Source organism: Ruegeria pomeroyi DSS-3, assembly GCF_000011965.2.
In the GTDB taxonomy this organism is placed as follows: Bacteria; Pseudomonadota; Alphaproteobacteria; order Rhodobacterales; family Rhodobacteraceae; genus Ruegeria_B; species Ruegeria_B pomeroyi.
Genome location: NC_006569.1, coordinates 100,983 through 121,045, shown reverse-complemented (window position 1 = coordinate 121,045; position 20,063 = coordinate 100,983). Strand labels below are relative to the sequence as shown.

Here is a 20,063-nt window from a genome sequence, read left to right as displayed (position 1 = left end):
CCTTCGTGTTCAGTCCGCGACGATCTGATGACCGCCATTGTCCTCAAGCGCCTGTTCCGCCCAGAAGCCGAGCTTCTCCATCACCGGAAAGTCGTTGAACGAGAACAGGCAGGCATCGTCGCGCTCTTGGGTGTTGCAGTGCTCGTGCCACGTCCAGGCGGGCACGCAGAAGATGTCGTGCTCCGACCAATCGAACCGCTTGCCGCCGACAATCGAATAGCCCTGCCCCTTGGCCACGTTGTAGATCACGTTGCCGGTGTGACGGTGCGCCTTGGTGTGCTCGCCGGGTCGCAGCATCTGCATCGAGGCCCCCATCGTCAGCATCGGATGGCCGCCGGTCTGTGGGTTCGTGTAGCGCAGGATCAACCCGTCATAGGGCGATCCGTCGCTGGCCTTGGCATAATTCAGAAGCGCCTCATAGGTCGGCTCCCAGGAGTATTTCAGAAGCGGCGAATAGGGTTTGTCCCACTTGTCCAACTGCGGCAGCAGCGCCGGGCCGCCATAGGTCAGCGGGCTGTCGTTCAGCGGGATGTCGGTGGTCTGGTAGTCGTTGGGGTGCACCTCATAGAAGTTCGCCTCCAGGCAGTTGGTCAGCGGAATATCCAGCCCGTCCTGCCAGATACATTCCGTGCCGCTTTCCAGAATGCCGTGCTCATGCCAGGTGCCATTGGGCGTCAGCACGAAGTCATTGGCGCCCAATTCAACCTTGTGCCCGTCCACGATCGTATAGGCCCCCGATCCCTCCATGATGAACCGCAGCGCCGAAGCCGCGTGCCGGTGCGCGCCCGCACGCTCGCCGGCCTTCATGGTCTGGATGCCCGAGAACAGCCAGCCACAGGCAGCACTCACATCCTTGCGCTGCGGGTTGCGCAGGTAAACCACCCGGCGGCCCGCATCCTCGGGGCGCACAAGGTCGATCGCGCGCAACACCTCGCGCCGAAGATCTGACCACTTCCAGTGCACCGGGGCGGATTTCGGGGTCGGCTCCCATGGCTCGATGTCATTGGCCACGGTCCAGAGCGCGCCCGTCTCGATCTTGGCCAGATCGTCGTAATAGGCCTCGAGCTCTGGCGTGTCGCGGACCCGGGCGCGGCCCAGGATATCGTCTTCGGGTTTGATCTCGGTCGGTGCCATCCTTTTACCTCCTTGCGTCTACTCGCTGGCCGGTTCCGTAGAACCGTCAGCCTGTTCGTGTTCGTTGGTGAATGTGACGGCGGCGCCGGAAAGGGCGACAGGGGTCTGCCGTCTCTGGTTCACCCTCAGATCGAAGATGTCGAAGCGATTGTAGTGCCCGGTGATGTCATGCATCTGCTTGGGCTGAATGCATTTGCCCAGATCGATCTCGGCATAGACGATGCCCTCGTCGTCGATCAGCCCGGTGACAACCTCGCGCCCATCCGGGCCAATGACGCCGGAATAGGCACTGGACTTGCGCTGCAGCAACTCCCGGGCATTGGGGCGGACCTGCTCCATCGCCTCGATGATCTCTTCGGACACCGTAGAGGTGGCGGTCACTGTAAAGACCTTACCCTCGAAGCTGTGCGACATGCTGCGCAGCTTGATCGCCTCGGCCATGTCGTAATCCGGCGGTGCCACAGGCAGCGAAATGTAGCTGGCCGTATGCACCAACTCGCCCTGCGCCAGCAGCGTGAAACGGGCGAGCGTGTTGGTGTTTTCGCCGCAGGCCAGCCCGCCCAACGGGCCGATGGCCGTATCGTAGACTTTCAGGCTGGACCCATCCCCACCGGTCCAGGTCAGCTTCTCCGCCCATGTGGGCACCAGCTTGCGATGCTTGCCGATAACCTCGCCATCCGGCCCGATGAACAAAAGAGTGTTGTAAAGCGCCCCCAGCGACACCGGGCTGCGTTCGTTCAACCCCATCACCACATGACACCCATGCGCCCTTGCCGCATCGCGGATCACGTCGATTTCGGGTCCGTCGGCAAAGACCGAGGCCCGCACCAGTTTTTCAAACCAGGCACCGCCCGTCACCGGATCGGTGATCCAGTTCCAATAGGGATAGCCCGGGATGAACACCTCCGGGAAAACGACCAATTCGGCGCCGTTCCCCGCCGCCTCCGCGATCAGGTCAACCGCCTTCTGCGCCGTCTTGTGTGCATCCAGAAAAACCGGACTGGCCTGAACAGCGGCGGCGGTGAACTTTGGGAAATCCTGCAATGGAAGCATCTCTACTTCTCCTCCTCGTACCGGCGCAGCGCCTTGATCAGTGCATCGACGATCTTGTCGGTTTCCTTTTCTGACAGAGTCAGTGGCGGCGAGATGATGATGACCGGGCCGGCGGGGCGCACGATCACGCCCTCGTCACGTGCGAAGGTCGCCACCATTTCGCCCTGCCCCTTGCCGGGGTCGATTGGTTCACGCGTGTCTTTGTCAGCCACCAGATCGAGCCCGACCATCAGCCCCTTGCCCCGCACCTCACCTACGAGTGACGACCAGTTGGGAATGTCCTTGAGCCCTTCCATGAGCCGCTGGCCCATGCGCCCGGCATTGCCGGGAAGGTCTTCGTCCTCGACAATCTTCAGCGTGGCATTGGCGGCGGCACATCCAAGCGCATGGCCCGTGGCCGTGTAGCCGTGCATGATGAACCCCGTTGGGTCGATGCCCTTCTGCCAGGCTGCAAAGACACGTTCATTGATCACCGTCGCACCCAGCGGGATGTATCCTGCGGTGATACCTTTCGCGAAACACATGATGTCGGGCTTCACACCCCACCCGCGCGCGCCGAACATCGCGCCCGTGCGTCCGAACCCGGTCACAACCTCGTCCGAGATCAGCAGGATGCCGTACTTGTCCAGAACCTGGCGCAGACGGGGCCAGAAGCTTGCGGGAGGAACAATGATGCCCCCGGCCCCCTGCACCGGCTCTGCAATGAAGGCCGCGATCGTGTGCGCCCCCTGATGCTGGATCAGCCGGTCGATCTGCGTGATGACCGCCTCGGCAAGTTCCTCGGGGTCTTCGGAATAGGGGTTGCGGTAAGTCCACGGGCTGTCGACCTGATAGCATCCGGGAAGAAGCGGCCCATAGGCCGAGCGGTAAAGTGTCGAACCGTTCACGGATGTGCCGCCAAACTGAATGCCGTGATAGCCCTGCTTGAGCGAGATGAAACCGGTGCGTTCCGGCTCCCCTTCCAGTTTCCAGTATTGACGGCTGAGCTTCAGCGCGGTTTCGACAGCGTCCGACCCGTTGGCCGAGAACAGGACCCGCGCCATGTCCTCATCGGCTGTCATCTCCATGATCTTGGCCGAAAGCTCGATGGAGGGTGGCGTCACGGTGCCGGCAAAGCTGGAGTAATAGCTGATCTCTTCCATCTGAGCGGTAATCGCCGCCTTTACCTCGGGCCGGTTGTGGCCAACATTGACGTTCCAGAGCCCGCCAACTCCATCGACATAGGTCTTGCCGTCGATATCCGTGACATAGGACCCTTCGCCCTTGACGATGATGCGTGGCGGGCGGTTTTCGATGATCAGCGGGTGGGTCATCGGGTGGATCTGATGACGCCCGTTGTTCTCACGAAGAAAGTTGTCGCGCGGGGTGGGAGTGTGCTGTGTCGTGGTCATTGGCCTTACCTCACCGCGATGCAGACAGATTTTGTTTCGAGATAAGCATCCAGCGCGGCGCGACCGTGTTCGCGGCCAATGCCCGACTGCTTGTAGCCACCAAAGGGCATGTTCGCGTCGGGCACGTTGTGGGAATTGACCCAGACCGTGCCGGCCTGAAGTTGCGGCACATAGCGATGCATGGTGTTCAGGTTGGTCGTCCAGATTGACGCCCCAAGCCCATAGCGCGTGTCGTTGGCCATGCGGATCGCTTCGTCTGGGTCATCAAATGGTGTGATGGTGAAGACCGGACCAAAGACCTCGTCCTGCATAATCCTCATGTCCTGGCGGACATCGGTGAAGATTTGCGGCCTGACGAAGTATCCCTCTCCATCGTATGCGCCCGTGTCGAGCAATGGGGTTGCCCCCTCTTCGACGCCGCCCGCGATGCAGGCAGACACATGCGCCTGATGCTTGGCCGATACCATCGGGTTGATTGCGTTGGCAGGATCAAGCCCAGAACCGACAGACAGCGCGCCCACCACATTGGCCATAGTTTCGCAGATCCGGTCGTAAATACCGCGCTGCGCATAGATGCGGGTTCCGGCGCAGCAGGTCTGACCCGAGTTGAACAGAATGCCAATCCGGGCCGCCTCGGACAGTTGATCAAGGTCCATGTCGTCGAACATGACCATGGGCGCCTTGCCACCCAGTTCCAGCGTCACGCGCTTCATGTCCCGCATCGCCTGGATGCCGATGATCTTGCCGACCTCGGTCGATCCTGTGAAGGTCAGCTTGTTGACACCGGGATGTGCGGTGAGCGCTGCACCTGCCTCGGCTCCGGTTCCCGAAACGACGTTTACGACTCCGGGCGGCAGGCCCGCCTCGAGGCACAACTCTCCCAAGCGAAGCGACGTCAGCGGCGTTTCCTCGGCGGGCTTCAGAACCACCGTATTGCCGCAGGCAAGCGCCGGGGCCAGTTTCCAGATCGCCATGTTGAGCGGGAAGTTCCACGGCGTTATCGCCCCAACCACGCCAACAGGCTCCTTGCGCGTGTAGGCCTGGTATTTTGCGCCCGGTGGCACAGCGATCGACACATCTATTGTCGAGCCTTCGATCTTGGTGGACCAGCCCGCCATGTAACGCAGATAGTTGGACGAGTTCCCAACCTCGACCAATCGCGACAACATCACTGACTTGCCGTTGTTCAGTGTCTCGAGTTGCGCCAGCTCTTCGCCGTTGGCCTCGATCAGATCCGCCAGATTCAGCAGCACGCGTTGGCGCTCCACGGGCCGCATCCGGCTCCAGTCGCCTTCCAGTGCCGCCTGCGCGGCCTTCACGGCAAGGTCGATCTCCGCTGCGCCGCCCCATGGTACTTCGGCAAGTTTCTTTCCCGTTGCGGGATTGAAAACATCCATCGTCCGACCATCCGACGCAGCGGTGGACGTGCCGCCCAACAGCAACTTTGCAGGCGAATCAAGATAGTCCGCAACTGCCGGAAGAATTTGCGAAACCAGGCTATCGGGGCGGGCTACTTGCATGTTTTTCAACCTTTTTTCTTACTCTCGACGCTTCGGGGCTTCATCATTAATCCGAAACTTCTTGACTTACTTTACATATAAAATTATTCATTTCCATATATTTTTGGAGGCACAGATGGCCGAACGTTCGTTTGCCAAGGAAGTGGAGCATCTCAAGCTGGGAGAGGGAGACGTCTTTCGAGGCGAGGGGATCCTCGCGATCACAAAGGCACTCCTGCAGTCCGGGATCTCATATGTCGGTGGATACCAGGGATCGCCGATCTCGCATCTCATGGATGTTTTGGCGGATGCGAATGACATCCTCGACGACCTGGGAGTGAACTTCCAAAGCTCTGCAAACGAAGCCACTGCCGGCGCGATGCTGTCGGCCTCTGTCATGTATCCCTTACGCGGTGCGGTGGCATGGAAATCGACCGTGGGCACCAATGTCGCATCCGATGCGCTTGCCAATCTGGCGTCGGGCGGGGTCACGGGCGGGGCGATGGTGATCGTGGGCGAGGATTACGGCGAAGGCTCCTCGATCATGCAGGAACGCACCCATGCCTTTGCGATGAAGTCGCAGATGTGGCTTCTGGATCCGCGCCCGGATCAGGAATGCATGGTCGGGCTGATCGAGAAGGGGTTTGAGCTGTCTGAGGCCTCCAACACGCCCGTGCTGCTTCAGGTGCGGGTCAGGTCCTGCCACATGACGGGGGAGTTCGTCTGCAAGGACAATGTGCGCCCCGACTTCACCCTGAAGGACGCCATGAACAGCCCCAAGCGTGACCTTGACCGGATCGTCCTGCCGCCCGCTGCCTATGAACATGAGGTCGAGAAGATCGAGCGGCGCCTGCCTGCGGCCATCGACTTTGTGACGGAAAACAAGTTGAACGAATTCTTCGGGCCCACCGGAAAGGACAAGAGCGGTAAAACTGGTCTGATCGTTCAGGGCGGCATGTATAACAGCACCATTCGGGCGCTTCAGTTCCTTGGCCTCAGCGATGCCTACGGCAATTCCAAGCTGCCGATTTACGTGATGAACGTCTGCTATCCGACGATCCCCAGCGAGATAGAGGCGTTCTGCGAGGGCCTCGATGCGGTTCTGGTCGTCGAAGAGGGCCAGCCGGAGTTTATCGAACAATCCATCACAACCAATATTTCGCGGCTTAGAAAGCCCACAGAGGTTCACGGCAAGAAATACCTGCCCATGGCGGGTGACTACACGGTTACGGCCCTCACAAAAGGTATCGGGCAGTTCCTGGAGGACTATGAAGCCAGCCTGCTGGGAAACCGTGCACCCGCGCCGGACCCGGTGCCGATCCTGACCAATCCGGCTGTTGCCGCACTCAAGGACGTGGTCCCGCCACGCCCGCCGGGGCTTTGCACCGGATGCCCGGAACGGCCAATCTTCACTGCGATGAAACTGGTCTTCGAGGAACTGGGCGAGCATCACGTCTCGGCAGATATCGGATGCCACCTGTTCTCGATCCTGCCGCCCTTCAATATCGGTGCGACAACAATGGGCTACGGGCTCGGTGCGGCCTCTTCGGCGGCGTTCAATGTCAAGGGGGCCAAGCGGTCGATCTCGATCATGGGGGATGGCGGGTTCTGGCATAACGGGCTGACCAGCGGCATCGGGCACGCGGTCTTCAACAAGCATGACGGCGTGTTCCTGATCATCGACAACTACTACTCTTCGGCCACGGGAGGGCAGGACATCCTGTCGTCGCGGGCTTTCAACAAGCGGCGAACCACGAACAATTCGATCGTCGATGCCGTGAAAGGAGTTGGTGCCAAATGGGTGCGCCAGATCGACCGCACCTATGATGTGAACCGGATGCGCGCGGTCCTGATTGAGGCCCTGACGACAGACGCCGAAGGCCCAAAGATCATCGTCGCCTCGTCTGAATGCATGCTGAACAAGCAACGGCGCGTGAAGCCACAAGTTGCAAAGGCGCTGAAGGCCGGTAAACGGACGGTCAAGGAACGCTTTGGCGTCGATGAAGATGTCTGCACCGGCGATCACGCCTGTATTCGGCTGTCCGGCTGCCCCTCTCTTTCGGTCAAGGAGCTGGACGACCCCCTGCGCGATGATCCTGTCGCTTCGATCGATACAACCTGTGTTGCCTGCGGCAATTGCGGGGAGGTGGCGGATGCGGCCGTGCTCTGCCCCTCCTTCTACCGCGCCGAGGTTATCCACAACCCAAGCTCATGGGACAGGTTCAAGTCGAGTTTCACCCTGCCCGCAATCACCTATCTGCAAAAACGACGCGCGCGGCGCGCCGTCAACTTTGAGGAGGCCGCACGTTGAAGGACGATACCGTAAAGCTGCCATTGCGACCAGAAGCGGACGCGACAGACCGTCCCCTGTCTATCGCCATCGTCGCCATGGGCGGACAGGGCGGCGGCGTGCTGACTAACTGGATCGTGGAATTGGCGGAATGTCAGGGGTGGATTGCACAATCCACCTCCGTACCCGGCGTTGCACAACGCACCGGCGCGACGATCTACTATGTCGAGATGATGAAACCGGGCCGGCACGGCCAAAGGCCCGTGCTGGCACAAATGCCGACACCTGGCGACGTCGATGTCGTCATAGCAGCAGAATACATGGAGGCTGGTCGCTCGATCTTGCGCGGAATCGTCACGCCGGACCGAACCACCCTGATCGCCTCCGACCACCGATCCCTGTCCACGATAGAGAAGATGGCGCCGGGCGAAGGCATCGCTGACAGCGGGGCGGTAACGGATGCGATCGGCATCGTCGCCAAGCGCCGGATCGTCTTCGATATGAACCGCATGGCCGTCGAAAACGGGTCCGTCATATCCTCGGCCCTCTTTGGAAGCCTCTCAGCCTCGGGCGCGTTGCCCTTCCCGCGCGAGGACTATCACGCCGTCATCCAGAAAAGTGGCAAAGGTGTCGCGGCCAGCATTCGCACTTTTGACGCCGCCGTGGCCCAGGTCGAAGCTGGCGAGAAAGGCGAAGCTCCGGGGACGTTGGAACAGAGAGACACAATGCCCGCCGCCCTGCCCCGGTCACTTGCCAATCCCCGCGCCAACGCGCTTTTGCAACGTCTCCGCACCGATCTGCCGGTTGAGGTTCAGGCAATGGCCTATCTTGGCCTGAAGAAGGTGGTCGATTTTCAGGATGCAGCCTACGGTGAGGAGTACCTGGAAACGCTTGCGGAGATCGCCGAAAAAGACAGAGCCGCAGGCGGGGATAATCGCGGGTTCACCTTCACCAATACGGCGGCAAAGTACCTGGCCAATGCGATGGCTTACGACGACATTTTCCGTGTAGCGGATCTCAAGACGCGGGCAGAACGGCGCAGGCGCATCGAAGATGATCTGAAGCTCTCCGAAGGACAGATTTTCGGGACCACGGAGTTCATGCATCCGCGACTGGAGGAGTTATCCTCGGCGCTTCCAGCTGGCTTGGCGGGTTGGTTGCGAGGCAAGCGCGAGCTTTACGCCTGGCTTGACCGCAGAGTCGACAAAGGGAGACGGGTTCGAACCTACTCCCTCCCGGGATTTCTGATGCTCTTTTTTCTTGCCGGGCTGAAGCGTCTGCGCCGCCGGTCGTTGCGCCATGCTGAAGAGACCGAACACCGGACGCGATGGCTGACAGAAGCCACCGGTGCCCTTCAATCCAACTACGATCTTGCCGTTTCGATCCTGAAGGTACGCCGCCTGATCAAGGGCTATTCGGACACCCACGCCCGTGGTCATTCGAAGTTCGACAAAGTCATGCAAACCATAAGGTCGATCTCGCAGCGCGACGATGCCGCCATGTGGGCGGATCGATTGCTGCGCTCCGCTCTCAAGGACGGGGACGGTGACAACCTCGACGGAACAATCAAGACAATCCAATCCTTTTGAAAGAAACCGTGCACCCCATGAAGACACACAATACCCCGCGACCGTTTGAAATGGACGACTTTCCGGACGACATGTGGTCGACCAGGACAAAGTTCCGCCACGGCCAGTGTGATCCCGCCGGGATCGTCTATACCCCAAACTTCTTCGATGTCTTCAACCGGGCAATCGAGGAATGGTTCGACGACGCCTTGCAAATTCCCTACCAGGACGTGATCGGGCGCCGTCGTATCGGGCTGGGGTATGTTGCCGCATCGGCAACCTTCTTTACACCCTTCATGATGGGTGACGAGGCCGAGGCCTTTGTTGCTGTCGACAAGATCGGCACTAAATCTTACACGCTATCGGTTCACCTCGTGAAGGATCAGCGCGAGGCGGTTCGCGGGACGCTTACAACAGTGACGACCAATCTAGATGCGCATCAGTCGACCGAAATCCCTGATGACATCCTAGAAGCATTGCTGACCTATGCAGAAGCATATAAATTGGACAAAGATTGATTGGAGCACATTGAGAGTTCATGGGCGAAGCTGCCACAAAATCAGACCGGCAACAGAACCAAACGCGTCTTTGGCTGAACATCCTGCGCTTGCACGGGTTGGTCTTCGGTGATCTCAACAGACAGTTGTTGGACGAAACAGGACTGAGCCTCGCCAAGTTCGATGCCATGGCTCAGCTTGCTAGAAATCCCGATGGCCTCAGTATGGGGAAATTGTCGGGTGCGTTGAAGGTCACGAACGGAAATGTTTCGGGCCTGGTGAACCGTTTGATCAAGGACGGAATGGTCGTCAAAGCGATGTCTGCCGACGATCGGCGCTCGTTCTCGGCAAAGCTGACCGATGCTGGTCTCACGACGTTCAAGCAGGCCAGCGAAGCCCACAATCGTATTCTCGCTGAGCTATTGAGAGCAGTTTCCGACCAAGACATGGTAGAGGCAAGCGCGGCATTGCGTGGGATACTTGAATCGATGCAAACGGGTGCAAGCCTTGACTGAGGCGCGAAAAATCCCAAAGCCGAGTTTCCCCTACGGGTCACCCGGCGAGCTTAACTCATTTCTCCCGTATCTACTGACCAGGATCACGCATATCTGGAGCTCGGAACTGAATCAGGCGCTGGCCAGCGAGAAGCTGCCCACTCCCAAGCTGCGGCTTCTTTCAAGTCTGTCAGCCTACGGGGAACTGACCGTCGGCCAACTCGCAACACTGGGTGTGATGGAACAATCGACAACCAGCCGCACAGTAGATCAGCTGGTTGATGAAGGCTTGGCAGCCCGGTCGATTTCTGACGCTGATCAAAGGAAAAGGACGGTTGTTCTAACGAGAAAGGGAAAGAAGAAACTGGCCGAGATATCGCCACTTATCAATGATTTCCACGCGGAATTGGTTGGCAATGTCGACCCGGACAAGCTCCAGACATGCATCGAGGTCCTGGGTGAGATACTTAAAGGAAAGACGGATTATTAGTGCGCTTTGACCCTTGAGGCTTGACGGGTCACTTTTCTCAGAAACTCGGAATCATTTTCGCGCCAATGCCCCTCATTCAGGCACGGTTTCGAGCCGCATCCTTCTCTTCGCCCTCTTGCTCCCGCGGGATCGGTCATTTTTTCGAAGTGAGGTACTCGCCGAAGCGGCTAGCTGTTCAAGAGCATCTCACAGAGTTAACTGTGGAGTCTGTCCAGGGGCACAAGACGCGAATCCAGCAATTGCCCATCTGCTGCGAGCGCGGGCTAGGTCAGCGTGGTAATTTTTGGCGTTCGATTCCTTTAGGCATCCAGCACGTCGAGCTGGGCCGCACTGCTGTTGTGGCCGTCAGCGACGCCTTCGTGCAAGCGCTTAAGGTGGCGTTTGTGGCTGCGCCGTTCCAGCTCTCGGATTTGACCCTTGGTTTCAGCCGCCTGCCGCGCAACATTCGCGTCACCCGTTGTCAGCACCGTTAACGCGCGTTCCAGATTTCGGGTTATGAGATCATGCATTCCCCACAATTCCTTCATACCGTTTTCAGAGAAACTGACCTGCGATTGCAGATTGCGCTCAGCATTCCGTGAGAGCTTGTAAACAACGATACTCGCAGCCGACTCAAGGTCGATCGCTGCCTCTGTCAGGATACGGGCCTTACGCCTTTGCGCAAGCGAGGACCGCTGCTGATCTGGATCGACAAGGACCTGACCTGGCGGGCGCCACATGACGGTCGGTCGGGACGCCCGCCAGTTCCCGACTTTTCCACGCTCTGCCGCAGGCAGAAGGTCCTAGCCGTGCAAATCCCTTACGTCTACGCCGATGCTCTCGACAATCCCCCGTGCCCGTCAATTCCATCGGCACCATCGAATCCCGGCACGATTTTCGCAGGTGGTCGAGGCGTCGCAAACCCCGCCGCAATCTGTGGGCAAAGCGGGACTATTATTCCTCGCGCCCTCCAGCGTGGTATCAGACCGCCCTCAAGTGACAACGCTTGCCCATTGTAATGAAGGGGTTGGCCCAGCAGGCACGCGCTGACCAGAACCTTGGATATTTGCTGCGGCATCGATCCCCCATATCACCTCTGTGCTATGCACCGGCGGGTTGCCGCCCGCGTTCCCGAAGAAACATAACCATCACGCCTGCGCCGATTGCGAGCCATAATGACGCCGTCCAAAGCAGATCATAGTTGCCAGTTTGATCGAACAGATAGCCGCCGGCCATGGCACCCATCGCGCCACCGATTGCGTGTCCTGCCGAGATCATTCCCATGGCAAGGCCCATCACCTTCAGCCCGACATGGCTGGCCACAAGACTGGCGGTCACCGGCACCGTTGCGTAGTCGACCGCGCCAAAGAACAGGGCGAAGGCGAACAGCATTTCGATGGGCATACCCGGCAGGTTCGACAGGAATACGAAGGTGAGCGCACGCAGCGCGTAGATCGCGCCAAGCAGCAAGGGGCGGTTCATGCGGTCGGTTAGCCACCCGGCAGCGATCATGCCAAACAGATTGACTAGTGACAAAACACCGTAAGCCGTCGCGCTTGGGACCGGTGGAAAACCGCAGAAGGAAGCAAAGGGCAAGAGGTGCGTCTCGATGACGCCCGTTGTTGTGAAACCGCAGATCAGAAAGCTCCAGAACAGGATATGAAATGCGGGCAGTCGGACAATGGTGACGAAATCCGCCGCCATGGTGGTCCGGGCGTCCCCATCCCCACCTCCATCAGTTTCCACGCGCGGCGGAAGGCTTGCCCGTATGCACGGGACCAGGGCCAGGCTCATCACCGACAAGGCTCCGAAGCTCCAACGCCAACTCGCGAAGGCGAGAAGTGCTGCGATCAACGGCACGATGAGGAACTGTCCGCCGGTGGCGCCAGAAGTCGCTATGCCAATGGCCAGACCGGCATTCCTGTCAAATGATCTCGTAACGGCCGTCGCGACGACATGGGTCGCCACGATGCCGAAACCCACCGCTCCAAACCCCGCGAACCCGACAATGAACATCCACTTGCTGGACATCGCGGCAACGACGGCACAGCCAACTCCCAGCAGTCCCATACCGAGGTTCAACGCAAGGCCCGGTCCTCTTGTATCGACAAGACGTCCGGCAAACGGGGCAACACCAGCCATGACGATCAGGGCTGCTGCGCCAACACCGGAGATATAGCCGCTCGACCATCCGAACTCCGCCTGCCAGACCGGCATGATGAGGCCAAGCGCCGCGCGTGCCGAAAACGCCAGCGACAAAGCCAGGAAGCCGAACAGGACGATGGTCCAGTTTTGATTTATGGTGGGTGCGCGCATTGATGTCTCCCTTTCGGAGACATTCTGCCGGACTACCAAAACTTGGGAAAACGAGAAGCTGGCCGTTTTGCTTTAGCTCAGCTAAAGTCAGGCATGCCGCTGCCCATTCGCGATCTCTATACATTCTTTGTCGTCGCCAGAGCCGGCGCGATGCAAGCCGCCGCGCACGAACTGGGTGTGACGCCGGGCGCGATCAGCCAGCGCATCAGATCAATCGAGGACCGTTATGGCAAGCGCCTGTTCGTTCGGAGCCGCGACGGCGTTTCGCTTACGGCATCCGGGAAAGCACTCTGGAAAGAGGTAAAAAGCGCCTTTGCTCAGATCGAAACTTCGCATAACCGACACATCGGCAAGGATGGAAAAACGATCCTGCGCATCAGTGCTGCTCCTACCTTCGCGCATTCCTTCCTGGTCTCGAACCTTGCGTCATTCAATGAGGACCATCCGGGGATCAGGTTCAATATCGAGACAGAAGACCGGCTGGCGGACTTGCGATCCGAACCGATTGACCTCGCCATCCGCCATGGGTTGGGTGACTATGCCGGCCTCAGATCTGAGTGGCTATGTGCTCCCGAACTGATCGTCGTTGGCAGCCCGGCGCTGTTGGAATCCCAACATCCGGTTAAAGAGCCGGAAGACTGCCTTCGCTTCACGCTCCTGCCCGATGAGACCGGGCTTGATTGGGCGCTCTGGTTCGAAGCTCATCGCGTGAACGCGGTCGCTCCGTCATACGGCACTGCGTTCAAGGACGGGTTCTTGACGGTGAAAGCCGCCTCACGAGGGCAGGGTCTCGCTCTCATCAACGACATCTATGTCCGCGAAGAACTGGCGGATGGGCGGCTTGTTCAGCTCTTGCCCGGAAGTTGGCCAACGAAATTTGCCTACTATGCGGTCGCGCTACCCGAAACGTTCGACCGACCTGCGGTGAAGGCTTTTGTGAAGTGGCTCTGCGCTGCGTGCGCAGTCGAGCAGATGCACCAGAAGTGAGTTTCCAGCCGTTTGGTGTTCGCCGATGAGCGGCAGCAATGTCCCACTCTGCCGACCTTAAGTCTTAGAAAATGCTGCAAGATGGAGGAACGGCCGGTCTGGTGAAGCTGCGGTGCGGCGCTGAAGACTACCGCAGATGGCTGGTCTGGGCCGATCGCGTATGGGTCCAGCTTGCTCGGCCGCGATGGCGTCTTGAAATTCGGTTCGACCGCGCCCTCGCGCAGATACATTCCGATGGTGTTGCGAGACAGCCCGTTGCGTCTTGAAATTTCGCGGATTGGCATTTTTTCACGCAATGTCCAGCGTCGAATAACACTCAAAATCCGATGTCGATCACTCCTTCTCTCCCCGACCGATTCCGTCGGGGCAGCGTGTGCACATGGGTCAAATCTCAGTGGAAAGTTATGGGCCTACCGGGTCACTTCTCAGCGGAGAGCAACACCAGATCCTTTAGCGGTGCTGCTGGGCGTCGGATGCCCGCACCGGTCCGCATCGATCTGCGTTGCTCCAAGGCGTGGGTTTCAGAAACCGTTGCCGGTGCACCCGTAAGGGTGATCACTGATGGGAGAGGTTCAACTCGCTCCTGTTCATCAACGGAGTGACCTGGCGGAAAGTGGCCTCGTGTTGCGCTACTGCCGTCACCTGGTTCGATCAACTGGAAACCATCCGGGGCGCACGCTACAGCGCCCCGGACGAACCCGTTTCAGAACATGCCATTCTCGTGGGCGAATTCGGTCGGGATCGGCTGTACTGTGTCCCAGTGTTCCACGATCATTCCGTCCTCGATCCGCCAGATGTCATAGAACGCGGTCGGCGTGCCGTCATAAACGCCCTCGGCCTGCGTGAAGACAAAGTTGCCCTCGGCCACCACCAGATGCAACTCCGAGTACCAGAACGAGATGTTGTTCTCGCCCAGATAGGCCACGAAGCCTTTCAGCCCTTCGCGGGTATCGGGTACGAAGGGATTGTGCTGCATGTATCCCTCGGCGATGTAGTCGTCGATCCGGTCGATCTTTCCGCCCATCAGGACGTCCTTGACCAACCCAGTGACCAGCGCCTTGTTCTCAGCGGTTTTGTCCAGATCGGTGATTTTGGTCGTCCCATCGGTCATGGAACGCCCGCTTGCGGTTTCCGTCACCGTTTCCTGGATGCTGTCCCAATGCTCGGCGATCTTCCCGTCTTCAAAGCGGAACACGTCGATAATGACCTTGGGACCGAAAAACTCTGCCTCCTGATGGATCACGACGAAATTGTCATCCGCGATGACCCGCACCGGGTTGACCGTGACCGGCGGATCAAGGGTTTCCAGGAAGCTGACAAAACCCAGCAACCCCTCACGCCCGTCGGCGGCCTGCGGGTTATGCTGGATATAGCCCTCGGCGACATGGGTCATGATGAAATCGCGGTCACCCTTGGCCAATCCCTGCTCCAGCAGTCCAACGGCGATCTCCTTGTTGGCGGCGCTGTCGGCGGCGGCGGATAGCGCGGTCAGGGCCAGCGCGGCGGCGGCAGAAGTGGTGCGAAGTGACATGATCATCTGGTTCTCCTTTGAATTGATGCTTGCCCGGTTTCGGGCGGTGAGCTATGGGTATTCAAGTTGATTACTAAAAGTAAGTAGGCACTTTTTAGTAACTAAAAAATATTGGAGGGCTCATGAAAAGGCGCGAAGAAATCGAGAAAGAACTGGGGCTTGACCTGTGCCCGATCCGGACCGTGCTGGCCCAGATCGGGGACAAATGGAGCCTTTTGATCATCCTGTTGCTGCGCGACGGAGGGCAGCGGTTCTCCGAAATGCAGCGGGCGATTCCGGATATCTCGCAGCGGATGCTAACCCAGACGTTGCGCAAGCTTGAGCGTGACGGGCTGGTCAGCCGGACGGTGACGCCAACAATCCCGCCGCGGGTTGATTACGCGATTACAACGCTGGGCAGGTCTCTGTTCGCGCCGATCGGGGCGATGGCGCAATGGGCGGTGGAAAAACAGCCGCAGATCATCGAGGCGCGCAGGGCGTTCGACGCGGCCGGGTAGCCCGGACCGCCCCGGCGAGGACGGTCCGGTTTTCAGTCAGGAAAACACCACCTGGATGTCGGTGTATTCCGCCAGCCCTTCCTCGGCGAATTCCACGCCCAGGCCCGAGGCCTTGATCCCGCCAAAAGGAACGTTGGGCTGGATCGCGCCATGCTTGTTGATCCAGACCGACCCGCATTCCAGCCGCTGCGCCACCGATCTGGCCTTGTCGATATCCGGCGACCAGACCGAGCCACCCAGCCCGTTTGGGCTGTTATTGGCGGCGGCAATCGCGGCCTCCAGATCGCTGTAGCGGATGATTGGCAGTACAGGCCCGAATTGTTCCTCGTCCACCAGCGGATCACCGTTTTCCAAACCCGAGATGATCGTGGGCGGAAAGAAAAGCCCCTCGCCCGATTCCCCGCCAAGCAGAACATTGCCCTTGTTCTTCGCCGCCGCCACGAGACGGCACAGTTTGGCGTGCTGCACGGCATTCTGCACCGGACCCAGAATCGCATGTTCGTCGTCGCCGCGCCCGACGGGAATGTTGCGGGCGAATGCAACAAGTGCCTCGCAAACCGCATCATGTACGTCCTCATGCACATAAAGCCGTTTCATCGCCGCACAGGTTTGGCCGTTGTTGATGAAGGCGCCCCAGAACAAACCTTCGGCAATCGCCTCGGGATCGACATCGGGCAGCACGATTCCCGCATCGTTGCCGCCCATTTCCAGCGTCAGCCGCTTCATGCTGTCCGCCGCTGATGCCATGATCTTTTGCCCGGTGGCGCAGGAGCCGGTAAAGACGATCTTGCGGATGCCGGGATGCGCCGACATAGCAGCACCCAGATTGACCGCCTTGTCATCGCCGGTGATCACATTGACCACCCCGGCGGGCAGCACCTCGTTCATCAATTCGACCAGACGCAGGGTTGACAGCGGGGTCAGGGGCGAGGGCTTGATCACCACCGTATTCCCGGTACGCAGAGCGGGCAGAATATGCCAGACCGCGATCATCAACGGGAAGTTCCAAGGCGTGATCGACCCGACGACCCCCAGAGGTTTGCGATGCATTTCTACCCGGCCCGCGTCATCGTCCTGCAAGATCTTGACCGGCAGGGCCAGGCTGCTGGTGTAGCCTGCCCATGCCTGCGCGCCGCCCAGCTCCCAGCGTGACCCCAGACCATTCAGCGGCTTGCCCTGCTCGGCGGTGATCAACTGCGCCAGTTCCTCTGCATGTTCGCCGATCTTGGCGGTAACTGCCTCGCAGGCGGCCCGCAGGGTTGCGTCATCCTGCCGCGACCAGAGTGTGAACGCGCCCTGCGCTGCGGCAACCGCGCGATCCAGATCCTCAAGCGTGGCATTTGGCGCATGACCTGCAATCCCGCCAGCGGGATTGGCAACTTCGAATTCGGATGCGGCGGCGACGGCCTGCGCATCAATCGTCATATGGTAACTCATCGGGGACCCTTTCCGAGACCTCAGCGCACGACGCCAGGCATGAAATAATCCATGTGCACGGCCCAGCCGTCGGCGTGCCTTTGCCAGACCAGCACATAGGTCAGGTCTATCTGCGCAGCGCCGTCCTCGCGCGGGGTCAGCTTGACGCCGCCGGTCTCGATGGCACTGTCTTCGCCTTCCTGAATGGTGTAGGTCGTCAGCTTCGCCGATTTCATCGCTTCGACCGCGCCGGTAAAGTACTGCGTTGCCCCCTCACGTCCGGTGAAGGTGGCCACGCCCTGCCCGATCACCACCGGATCGTTGTTGTAGTAATCCGCAACCAATGCGGGCACATCGCCCCTGGCAAAGTTTTCCTCGAACCTGCGCGACTTGGCTGCGATGATGTCCTTCAAGGCTTCTGGCATGTCTTCCTCCACTTGGAACGGCCCTCTCCAGTCCGCGGGGCCGGTTGCATTGCAGGCAAGGCTAGCCAGAAGGCGCGAGAACCAGATATAGTGCAGATGCACTATGACCAAGTAGCGAGGACGCCGGCATGAACCGCTATGACCTCAGCGAGTTTGTCCTTAAGCTGATGGACAAGGCCAATACCCACACACCGCTGCATTTCCAGAAGTTCATGATGGACCTGGTGCGCGACATAACCCGGTTCGACGCGGCATGGTGGGGCTGGTCTCTGTTCCGGGGCGGACGGATTGCGATGGTGCATACCGATGTCAGCGACCTGCCCGAAGATTTCGAGCCGCGGGTCAAGGCCCAGCTTGCCAACGATCCTTTCGTGCGGACAGGACGCAATCTGCAGCGCTATGCGCGGTCGATCACCGTGGCCGAGGCGGTCACCGATCCCAGCTTTCGTGACTTTGCGGGCCATTTCAACCTGACCCAGATGTTGAACGGCCACTGCAAGGTGCGCGACGGACGCTTCAATTTCTTTATGTCGCTGTACCGGCGGGGCGCTGCCGAACCCTTTACCGATACCGAGAACGCCGATTTTCTGGCGATCCTTCGTCATATTGAACAGGCGCTGTCGATGAGCCTGCAACTGGATCTGGGGATGCGGGTCGATCCGAACACCGACTGGGCACTGGTCGACGCCACCGGGGAGCTTTTTCTGTCTTCGACCGGCTTTCAGCACCGCGCCGAGTTCTCGGCCACCAGCCGTGGCCGGGTGCCGGACCTGCTGCGCGCCGCCGCCGCCACCGCGTCGCATGTCGGGCGCGATGGCGCGGTTTTCACGCGCGAGCGGTATTCTGACGACCTTTGGCTGTTGCGGCTGACGCCGCCCAATCCCTGGGGCGATCTGTCCCGGCGAGAAAAGCTGGTGGCGAACTGTCTGGTTCAAGGCATGACTATGCGGCAGGCAGCGGAAAGGCTGGATGTGTCGGTGAACACCGTCCGAAATCAGGTCAGCTCGATCTATCGCAAGACCGGCGTCGAGAACCGGGTTCAACTGTTGCGACTGGCGAATCCCACCCTGACCGAGGCCGCACCCGACGAGGCTTGACCACGAACGTGGCAGCCAAGCCTCCTGGTTCTCCCGATCTGCGACCCGAACTTAGTGCATCTGCACTATGTCTTGCCATCGGTCGGCTCTTCTACGCTGAAGAAAAGGGAGAGCAACATGACCAGAAACCAATCCTTGAACCGTCGCAGTTTTCTTGCCGGCAGCGCTGCTTTCATCGGCACGCTGGCCGCCCCTTCAATCGTCACCGCCGCCAGCAAGAAGCTGCGCATCGGCTTCATCTCGCCGCTCAGCGGGCCGCGTGCTTCTTTCGGAACCTCGGACCAGTGGATGGTCGAGACCATCAGCAAGCATCTTTCCGGCGGGCTCATCTCCGGCGGGGCCAGCCACGAGGTCGAGATCATCGTCAAGGACAACCAGTCCAACATGAACCGGTCGATTTCGGTGGGCAACGAGCTCTTGCTGCGCGATCAGGTGGACATGCTGCTGATCAATGACGGCGACGCGGCTGTCGCTTTGGGCGAGATCGCCGATATCCATGGTGTGCCCACGATGAGCACCATGCAGCCCTGGCAGGCCTGGATGTTCCCGCGCGGATCGAACCCGGAACAGGGCTTTCCGTGGACCTTCCATTTCTTCTGGGGTGCCGATGACGCAATGAGCACGTTCACAAGACTCTGGGACCAGATCGACACCAACAAGGTGGTGGGGGATTTCTACCTCGACAACCCGGTCGGCAATGCCTTCGCCGATCCGGCGATGGGCCTGCCCGGCTTCATCGAACGCGGCGGTTACTCGCGCGTCGATGGCGGAATGTTCAAGATCGACGCCGACGATTACTCGGGCCAGGTGTCGCGGTTCAAGGAGGCAGGGGCCGATATCGTCACCGGCTTCGGCTTCCCGCCGCACTGGATCACTTTCTGGAACCAGGCAGGGCAGGCGGGCTATACCCCAAAGGCCTGCACTTTCGCTGCCGCCTTCCTGTTTCCACAGGCCATCGAGGCGATGGGCGACCGGGGCGACGGTATGACGACCGAGGTCTGGTGGACGCCGAACGTGCCGTTCGCCTCGTCCCTGACCGGTCAGACGGCCCGCGAACTGGCCGACGCTTGGGAAGCAGAAAGCAATGCGCAATGGGTGCAGACGCTTGGCTACAGCCATGCGCTATTCGAAACAGGGCTGAACGCCCTGGTGCAATCCGGGGCGCCCAAGGACCGCGCCGCTGTGCGCGATGTCTTCGCCTCGACCAGGCTCGATACGGTGGTCGGCCCGGTGAACTTTGCCGACAGCCCGATCAGGAACACCGCCAGAACCCAGCTTGCGGGCGGTCAGTGGCGCAAGTCCTCGGGCAAGCACGCCTTCGAGTTGGTGATCACCGAAAACACGCTGGCACCGGATATCGGTGTCGAGTCCGAAACCATCGCGCTGCCGCAGGTCTGAG

At 59.8% G+C, this 20,063-nt stretch carries 19 protein-coding genes and 2 pseudogenes; 10 read left to right on the top strand and 11 right to left on the bottom strand.

The genetic code is table 11. From position 1 onward, the window contains the following. Positions 1-9: 9 nt before the first annotated feature. The 4 genes from SPO_RS20405 to SPO_RS20390 are packed head-to-tail and all read right to left on the bottom strand — an operon-like array spanning position 10 to position 5,098. Positions 10-1,134, bottom strand: coding sequence for a cupin domain-containing protein (locus SPO_RS20405; protein ID WP_011241898.1), 1,125 nt, complete (start codon positions 1,132-1,134; stop codon positions 10-12). A gap of 18 nt (positions 1,135-1,152) precedes the next feature. Beyond that, on the bottom strand, positions 1,153-2,187 hold the full coding sequence (locus tag SPO_RS20400) for a carbon-nitrogen hydrolase family protein (RefSeq protein ID WP_011241897.1): 1,035 nt from the start codon (positions 2,185-2,187) through the stop codon (positions 1,153-1,155). A 2-nt stretch (positions 2,188-2,189) separates the two neighbouring features. Beyond that, on the bottom strand, positions 2,190-3,578 hold the full coding sequence (locus SPO_RS20395; RefSeq protein ID WP_011241896.1) for an aspartate aminotransferase family protein: 1,389 nt from the start codon (positions 3,576-3,578) through the stop codon (positions 2,190-2,192). A gap of 5 nt (positions 3,579-3,583) precedes the next feature. Continuing rightward, a complete protein-coding gene (locus SPO_RS20390; RefSeq protein ID WP_011241895.1) occupies positions 3,584-5,098 on the bottom strand; it encodes an aldehyde dehydrogenase family protein in 1,515 nt (504 codons plus the stop codon). A gap of 115 nt (positions 5,099-5,213) precedes the next feature. Here SPO_RS20390 and SPO_RS20385 point away from each other — a divergent pair, with 115 nt between their 5' ends. The 5 genes from SPO_RS20385 to SPO_RS22340 are packed head-to-tail and all read left to right on the top strand — an operon-like array spanning position 5,214 to position 10,416. After that, on the top strand, positions 5,214-7,388 hold the full coding sequence (locus SPO_RS20385) for an indolepyruvate ferredoxin oxidoreductase subunit alpha (RefSeq protein WP_011241894.1): 2,175 nt from the start codon (positions 5,214-5,216) through the stop codon (positions 7,386-7,388). Then, complete coding sequence (locus SPO_RS20380) at positions 7,385-8,956, top strand: indolepyruvate oxidoreductase subunit beta family protein (RefSeq protein ID WP_011241893.1); 1,572 nt, start codon at positions 7,385-7,387, stop codon at positions 8,954-8,956. Before SPO_RS20385 ends, SPO_RS20380 begins: the two co-directional genes overlap by 4 nt. 17 nt (positions 8,957-8,973) lie before the next feature. Further along, positions 8,974-9,453 (top strand): acyl-CoA thioesterase, encoded by a 480-nt coding sequence (locus SPO_RS20375; RefSeq protein ID WP_144084096.1) that lies wholly within the window; start codon positions 8,974-8,976, stop codon positions 9,451-9,453. 20 nt (positions 9,454-9,473) lie between these two features. Then, the gene (locus tag SPO_RS20370; protein WP_011241891.1) at positions 9,474-9,947 is read left to right on the top strand and encodes a MarR family winged helix-turn-helix transcriptional regulator; all 474 of its coding nucleotides are present in this window, start codon (positions 9,474-9,476) and stop codon (positions 9,945-9,947) included. Beyond that, on the top strand, positions 9,931-10,416 hold the full coding sequence (locus tag SPO_RS22340; protein ID WP_051420468.1) for a MarR family winged helix-turn-helix transcriptional regulator: 486 nt from the start codon (positions 9,931-9,933) through the stop codon (positions 10,414-10,416). Before SPO_RS20370 ends, SPO_RS22340 begins: the two co-directional genes overlap by 17 nt. Before the next feature lie 299 nt (positions 10,417-10,715). On the opposite strand, the gene SPO_RS20360 is transcribed toward SPO_RS22340, so the two are convergent. Beyond that, positions 10,716-11,135: a PhoU domain-containing protein gene (locus SPO_RS20360; protein WP_044029512.1), complete on the bottom strand. Its 420-nt coding sequence runs from the start codon at positions 11,133-11,135 to the stop codon at positions 10,716-10,718. Here SPO_RS20360 and SPO_RS23000 point away from each other — a divergent pair. Beyond that, positions 11,073-11,231 (top strand): annotated as a pseudogene (locus tag SPO_RS23000) (IS5/IS1182 family transposase); the annotation flags it as partial. The gene SPO_RS20360 and the pseudogene SPO_RS23000 overlap by 63 nt on opposite strands. On the opposite strand, the gene SPO_RS22680 reads toward SPO_RS23000, so the two are convergent. After that, positions 11,222-11,473: a 2-thiouracil desulfurase family protein gene (locus SPO_RS22680; RefSeq protein WP_230981826.1), complete on the bottom strand. Its 252-nt coding sequence runs from the start codon at positions 11,471-11,473 to the stop codon at positions 11,222-11,224. The pseudogene SPO_RS23000 and the gene SPO_RS22680 sit on opposite strands and share 10 nt — an antisense overlap. A 23-nt stretch (positions 11,474-11,496) precedes the next feature. Beyond that, positions 11,497-12,711 (bottom strand): MFS transporter, encoded by a 1,215-nt coding sequence (locus SPO_RS20355; protein ID WP_011241889.1) that lies wholly within the window; start codon positions 12,709-12,711, stop codon positions 11,497-11,499. 93 nt (positions 12,712-12,804) lie between these two features. Here SPO_RS20355 and SPO_RS20350 point away from each other — a divergent pair, with 93 nt between their 5' ends. Beyond that, complete coding sequence (locus tag SPO_RS20350) at positions 12,805-13,698, top strand: LysR substrate-binding domain-containing protein (protein ID WP_011241888.1); 894 nt, start codon at positions 12,805-12,807, stop codon at positions 13,696-13,698. Positions 13,699-13,853: 155 nt separating this feature from the next. Here SPO_RS20350 and SPO_RS23470 read toward each other — a convergent pair. Further along, positions 13,854-13,982: pseudogene (locus tag SPO_RS23470) on the bottom strand (IS21 family transposase); the annotation flags it as partial. 419 nt (positions 13,983-14,401) lie between these two features. Further along, positions 14,402-15,235 carry a nuclear transport factor 2 family protein gene (locus tag SPO_RS20345; RefSeq protein ID WP_011241887.1) on the bottom strand — a complete coding sequence of 278 codons (834 nt, stop codon included), beginning with the start codon at positions 15,233-15,235 and terminating at the stop codon, positions 14,402-14,404. 116 nt (positions 15,236-15,351) lie between these two features. Between SPO_RS20345 and SPO_RS20340 the strand changes: the two genes are divergently transcribed. After that, entirely contained in the window at positions 15,352-15,726 is a 375-nt protein-coding gene (locus SPO_RS20340; RefSeq protein WP_011241886.1) for a winged helix-turn-helix transcriptional regulator, read from the top strand. Between the two features lie 36 nt (positions 15,727-15,762). Here the strand turns inward: SPO_RS20340 and SPO_RS20335 are convergent, their stop codons facing one another. Continuing rightward, positions 15,763-17,163, bottom strand: coding sequence for an aldehyde dehydrogenase family protein (locus SPO_RS20335; protein ID WP_044029510.1), 1,401 nt, complete (start codon positions 17,161-17,163; stop codon positions 15,763-15,765). A 20-nt stretch (positions 17,164-17,183) separates the two neighbouring features. After that, positions 17,184-17,567 (bottom strand): nuclear transport factor 2 family protein, encoded by a 384-nt coding sequence (locus SPO_RS20330; RefSeq protein WP_144084093.1) that lies wholly within the window; start codon positions 17,565-17,567, stop codon positions 17,184-17,186. A 128-nt stretch (positions 17,568-17,695) separates the two neighbouring features. Between SPO_RS20330 and SPO_RS20325 the strand changes: the two genes are divergently transcribed. Further along, positions 17,696-18,664: a helix-turn-helix transcriptional regulator gene (locus SPO_RS20325; RefSeq protein WP_011241883.1), complete on the top strand. Its 969-nt coding sequence runs from the start codon at positions 17,696-17,698 to the stop codon at positions 18,662-18,664. A 117-nt stretch (positions 18,665-18,781) separates the two neighbouring features. Next, positions 18,782-20,062, top strand: coding sequence for an ABC transporter substrate-binding protein (locus SPO_RS20320; RefSeq protein ID WP_011241882.1), 1,281 nt, complete (start codon positions 18,782-18,784; stop codon positions 20,060-20,062). Position 20,063 lies beyond the last annotated feature (1 nt).

What these genes read in the sequence shown, in the direction of transcription:
- SPO_RS20355 (WP_011241889.1), bottom strand. Translation starts at nt 12,711, where the DNA reads ATGCGCGCACCCACCATAAATCAAAACTGGACCATCGTCCTGTTCGGC.
- SPO_RS22680 (WP_230981826.1), bottom strand. Translation starts at nt 11,473, where the DNA reads ATGCCGCAGCAAATATCCAAGGTTCTGGTCAGCGCGTGCCTGCTGGGC.
- SPO_RS20405 (WP_011241898.1), bottom strand. Translation starts at nt 1,134, where the DNA reads ATGGCACCGACCGAGATCAAACCCGAAGACGATATCCTGGGCCGCGCC.
- SPO_RS20375 (WP_144084096.1), top strand. Translation starts at nt 8,974, where the DNA reads ATGAAGACACACAATACCCCGCGACCGTTTGAAATGGACGACTTTCCG.
- SPO_RS20385 (WP_011241894.1), top strand. Translation starts at nt 5,214, where the DNA reads ATGGCCGAACGTTCGTTTGCCAAGGAAGTGGAGCATCTCAAGCTGGGA.
- SPO_RS20370 (WP_011241891.1), top strand. Translation starts at nt 9,474, where the DNA reads ATGGGCGAAGCTGCCACAAAATCAGACCGGCAACAGAACCAAACGCGT.
- SPO_RS20330 (WP_144084093.1), bottom strand. Translation starts at nt 17,567, where the DNA reads ATGCCAGAAGCCTTGAAGGACATCATCGCAGCCAAGTCGCGCAGGTTC.
- SPO_RS20390 (WP_011241895.1), bottom strand. Translation starts at nt 5,098, where the DNA reads ATGCAAGTAGCCCGCCCCGATAGCCTGGTTTCGCAAATTCTTCCGGCA.
- SPO_RS20395 (WP_011241896.1), bottom strand. Translation starts at nt 3,578, where the DNA reads ATGACCACGACACAGCACACTCCCACCCCGCGCGACAACTTTCTTCGT.
- SPO_RS20345 (WP_011241887.1), bottom strand. Translation starts at nt 15,235, where the DNA reads ATGATCATGTCACTTCGCACCACTTCTGCCGCCGCCGCGCTGGCCCTG.
- SPO_RS20335 (WP_044029510.1), bottom strand. Translation starts at nt 17,163, where the DNA reads ATGAGTTACCATATGACGATTGATGCGCAGGCCGTCGCCGCCGCATCC.
- SPO_RS20325 (WP_011241883.1), top strand. Translation starts at nt 17,696, where the DNA reads ATGAACCGCTATGACCTCAGCGAGTTTGTCCTTAAGCTGATGGACAAG.
- SPO_RS20400 (WP_011241897.1), bottom strand. Translation starts at nt 2,187, where the DNA reads ATGCTTCCATTGCAGGATTTCCCAAAGTTCACCGCCGCCGCTGTTCAG.
- SPO_RS20320 (WP_011241882.1), top strand. Translation starts at nt 18,782, where the DNA reads ATGACCAGAAACCAATCCTTGAACCGTCGCAGTTTTCTTGCCGGCAGC.
- SPO_RS20350 (WP_011241888.1), top strand. Translation starts at nt 12,805, where the DNA reads ATGCCGCTGCCCATTCGCGATCTCTATACATTCTTTGTCGTCGCCAGA.
- SPO_RS20340 (WP_011241886.1), top strand. Translation starts at nt 15,352, where the DNA reads ATGAAAAGGCGCGAAGAAATCGAGAAAGAACTGGGGCTTGACCTGTGC.
- SPO_RS20360 (WP_044029512.1), bottom strand. Translation starts at nt 11,135, where the DNA reads ATGTGGCGCCCGCCAGGTCAGGTCCTTGTCGATCCAGATCAGCAGCGG.